This is a genomic window from Protofrankia sp. CiP1_Cm_nod3 (assembly GCF_982290655.1).
Window position 1 is genome coordinate 3,106 of sequence record NZ_CEVIVD010000198.1, and the last position, 2,469, is coordinate 5,574.

Genomic DNA, 2,469 nt, shown 5'->3' on the forward strand with positions numbered 1-2,469 from the left:
CGGGAGGTGCGGCCCTCATCGCACGTGATCTCGTCGACCGTGGAACCCGCGATGTTGATCTGTTCACCGTGTCCCGCCCGTGGCACCGATCCCCGACGCGGCGGCGGCGTTTGAGCGGGCCGCGGCCAGCCAGGGCTGGATGACCCGGCGGATTCAGCTTTCGGATAGCTTCGCCCGGCTCGTCGTGGAAGCCGAGGCACGCGACTTCACCGATGTGCAGGATCTGGCGGAGGTCGTCACCAAGGACGAGCTCATCCGCCTCGCCCAGGCCCAGGACGACGGCTTCGACCTCCGGGCGTTCGCCGACATGATCGGAACTGTCAGCCGGTTCACCGACGACGACCTGTGCCTGTCCCGTCCGGACGCCGACCGGCTGCGCCGCTTCTTCCACGCCTGGCGTCAGGAGATCTCAGACGGATGAGCCGCAACCGACGCCACTCGGCCCCCGCAGCTGTGGACCGAAGGCGGGCTTGTGAGCGGCGTTGGCGTCGATCAGGTTTCTGGACCAGGAGGAGGCTGGGCTGAGCGATAACCGACATGCTTTCCAAGCTTCCGGTGGGTTCCGTGTGTTGCCGTCGTCTCCGAGAAGTGAATGGCATCGTTCTGGTGTCATAGTGACGCCATGCCCATTGTATTCGAGCCAAAGTGGCGCCATAGTGGTGCCATGGAGTTGGGCAAGTATGTGGACAGGCTCGGCCAGGAGCTCGTCACGTTGCTGGAGACCGGCGACGACGTGCGTGAGCTGGTCGAGCGGCTGACGGGCGGGCTGGAGTCGGCGATCCGGCTGACGTTGCTGGAGACATTGTCCGCGGCGGCGGACGAGATCACGCGGGATCTTGCGCCCGGATCGGTGGAGCTCCGGCTACGTGGACGGGAGCCCGAGTTCATCGTCACGGTGCCACCGGCGGAACAGCCGGCCGAGGAGCAGCCGCTCGCGGTGGTGCTGGACCCCGTGCCGGAGGACAGCGCGACGGCGCGGATCAACGTGCGGCTGCCCGAACAGCTCAAGGCTGCCGTGGAGGAGGCGGCCGCCAAGGAGAGCCGCTCGGTCAACGCCTGGCTCGTCCGCGCCGCCGCCGCCGCCCTGCGGCCGCCGCGGGACACCACTGCCGGGCCGGTCGGCGGTAAACGCGGCTCGCAGCACGTCACCGGCTGGGTGCGCTGACGCCTATCCGGTGTCCGCCCGGACGGCTTCAGGCACCCGGATACACCATCAGCACCTACGTGAGGACAGCCATGCCCGTTTTCGACACGCCATCACCGATTCTGGCCACCCTGGAGTTCGTCGTAGGCAACGTGAGGATCATCGCGTCCGACCGCGTGGACACGGTCGTCGAGGTCCGCCCGACGGACCCGGACGACGACTCAGACGTCAAGGCCGCCAGGCAGACCCGCATCGGGTACTCCGACGGCGCGCTGTTCGTGCGGGCGCCCCGGACACGGGCCCTGGCCTTCTCCCGCAGGAGCAGGTCCGTCGACGTGACCGTCGAGCTCCCGGCCGCGTCGCAGGTGGACTGCGAGGCGGCCGACGCCGACGTGACCAGCTCCGGTGAGTTGGGGGAATGCCGCGTCAAGACGTCTGCGGGCGCTATCCGGTTGGAGCGTTGCGGGTCTGTGCGGCTGAGTACCGGGGCCGGCCACATCACGGTCGACGGCGTGACGGGCGATGCCGACGTCGACTGCGGGTCCGGCGCGGTGCGGATCGGCGTGGTCGACGGCGACGCGATGGTCCGCAACTCCAACGGCGCCACGCGGATCGGTGCGGTGACCGGGGAGGTCCGGGCCCGTAGCTCCAACGGCGACATCGTCATCGACCGCGCGGTCGCCGGGGTCGACGCACGGACGGCCAACGGCAGCATCCGGGTGAGTGGGGTGGTCAGCGGCGCGGCCGTGCTGCGCACGGCCATGGGCGATGTCGAGGTGGGCATCGCCGCGGGCACCGCGGCGTGGCTGGACGTCCACACCGGACACGGCCGCGTGCGCAACGAACTCGACAGTGTCGCCGACGGACCCGGCGAGGCCGGTCACAAGGTCGAGGTACGCGCGCAGACGTCCTTCGGCGACATCAGGCTGCACCGTGCCTGACCATCATGACGCGATCATTGTGCGCGCCTGCCCGGTCACGTCACTGCGATGTGCGGGTGGCCGTCGGGGCTGGCAGCGGGCTGGAGACCGAGGACTGATGCCCGTTGTGTCGCGCGGCAAGCAGCGCGGCGATGACGACCGCGGTTATCAGTCCCGCACGGCTTTTCCGCCAACGTCCCTTACTGTCACGAGGCTGAGTCATACAGTAATAATGCCTGCGGTGTCCAGGTGGATGCGAAACGGCCTCCAGCGGACGTGTCCTGCCGGTGCAGGGGGCGCCGGTAAGAATCATGTCGCCAGGTGCGGCGGACCGAGCGCATGCTGCGCTCGCACACCCGGCTAGTTCAGGATCGCGTAGAGGCGTAGTCCGCCGTACGCGAGGAC

The 2,469-nt window shown here is 68.9% G+C and carries 3 protein-coding genes; all 3 read left to right on the forward strand.

Annotation, left to right across the window (positions count from 1 at the left end; translation table 11 throughout):
• The first annotated feature begins 79 nt into the window (after positions 1-79).
• The 3 genes from AC5LUJ_RS22485 to AC5LUJ_RS22495 all read left to right on the forward strand — a co-directional run bounded on the left by AC5LUJ_RS22485 (position 80) and on the right by AC5LUJ_RS22495 (position 2,085).
• The gene (locus AC5LUJ_RS22485) at positions 80-421 is read left to right on the forward strand and encodes a hypothetical protein (RefSeq protein ID WP_250287532.1); all 342 of its coding nucleotides are present in this window, start codon (positions 80-82) and stop codon (positions 419-421) included.
• A 243-nt stretch (positions 422-664) separates the two neighbouring features.
• The gene (locus AC5LUJ_RS22490) at positions 665-1,165 is read left to right on the forward strand and encodes a toxin-antitoxin system HicB family antitoxin (RefSeq protein ID WP_493465692.1); all 501 of its coding nucleotides are present in this window, start codon (positions 665-667) and stop codon (positions 1,163-1,165) included.
• A gap of 71 nt (positions 1,166-1,236) precedes the next feature.
• Positions 1,237-2,085 carry a DUF4097 family beta strand repeat-containing protein gene (locus AC5LUJ_RS22495; protein ID WP_493465693.1) on the forward strand — a complete coding sequence of 283 codons (849 nt, stop codon included), beginning with the start codon at positions 1,237-1,239 and terminating at the stop codon, positions 2,083-2,085.
• Positions 2,086-2,469 lie beyond the last annotated feature (384 nt).